This window comes from Endozoicomonas sp. (assembly GCF_051008435.1).
GTDB lineage: Bacteria > Pseudomonadota > Gammaproteobacteria > Pseudomonadales > Endozoicomonadaceae > Endozoicomonas_A.
On sequence record NZ_JBPCXO010000079.1, the window covers coordinates 1 to 1,314 of the forward strand.

A 1,314-nucleotide genomic window follows, 5' to 3' on the forward strand; every position below is an offset into this window, starting at 1 on the left:
AGGGGAGTAGCAAATCAGCTGTTACCAAGGTATTGTTTTCTACCCAATTACCAAGTTTTTATGTTTGATTCGCCAATGCCTGTCGCTGAAGTTTCTTCCGAATACAAAGGTCTGATCCAACTGGCCGCAAAATATCTGAAAGGCCCTGATAAAAGGGCTTTTATTGCAGAGATCGCGGAAACTCTCTGTGACAGTAACCCTCGCATGACAGAAACCTTGTTTGGTTTTGGCCGCAAGGCCGTTGAACTCGGAATGAATGAAAAACGCACGGGATTGATCTGCTTCGGAAACTACGAGCCTTGCGGTAAGAAAAAAGCAGAAGAAACATTTCCAAAACTGGAAACAGACATCCGCAGCCTTGTTGACCCAGAAAGTCAGGCCGACCCCCAGTTACAAAATACCTTTGCCTATACCCGCATCACAGCTAAATCTGTACGCCAGAAGCTGGTAGACGAAAAGGGCTGGCAAGAGAACCAGCTGCCAAAAGAGCGAGCCATCAGCAATATACTGAATCGACTGGGCTACAGACTGCGTAAAGTCCAGAAAACCAAGCCCGAAAAAAAATTCCGGAAACCGATGCCATCTTTGAAAATATCCGCCTCGTAAGGCAAGAGGCGGATCAGAAACCCGGTACTCTCCAGATCAGTATCGACTGCAAAGCCACTGTCAATCTTGGCCACTTTTCTCGAGGAGGTAAAGCTCGCGGGGTTGAGGCCGTGAAGGCTCTTGATCACGATATGGCGACCAAGACAAAAATGATTCCTTTTGGCATCCTGGACCTGAAAACTGACCAGCTCTATGTCTACTATGGTACGTCCTATAAAACCAGCGATTTTATCTGTGATGCACTGGAGCTGTGGTGGGATCAAGTCAGGAACGCTAACCCGAAGGCGGAGGAATTGATTATTTATGCTGATAATGGCCCAGAGAGTAACAGCCATCGCACTCAATTCTTGTTGCGAATGGTCGAGTTTGCCAAACGGATCGGTTTGAGAATTCGGCTGGTGTATTATCCCCCCTACCATAGCAAGTACAATCCAATCGAGCGTTCTTGGTCATTCCTTGAAAACCACTGGAACGGAACACTGCTGGACAAAGTTGTGACTGTGTTGGAATGGACAAAGAGTATGACATGGAAGTGTCTTAACCCCATTGCCCATTTACTGGATAAAGTCTACGAGAGGGGAATTGGCCTGAGCCGGGAGAGTCTGTCAGAAATCAAACCTCATATTGATCGTCACCCTGAACTAAAGAAATGGGATGTCACTGTGACTGTAGCGCCAAGGCCGGTAACTTCTTAAGTACTACTTGCCT

The 1,314-nt window shown here is 47.0% G+C and carries 1 pseudogene; it reads left to right on the forward strand.

Going from position 1 to position 1,314, the window contains the following annotated elements:
- The first annotated feature begins 252 nt into the window (after nt 1-252).
- A pseudogene (locus tag ACR2PX_RS03610) lies at nt 253-1,301 on the forward strand (ISAzo13 family transposase).
- The last annotated feature ends 13 nt before the right edge of the window (nt 1,302-1,314 follow it).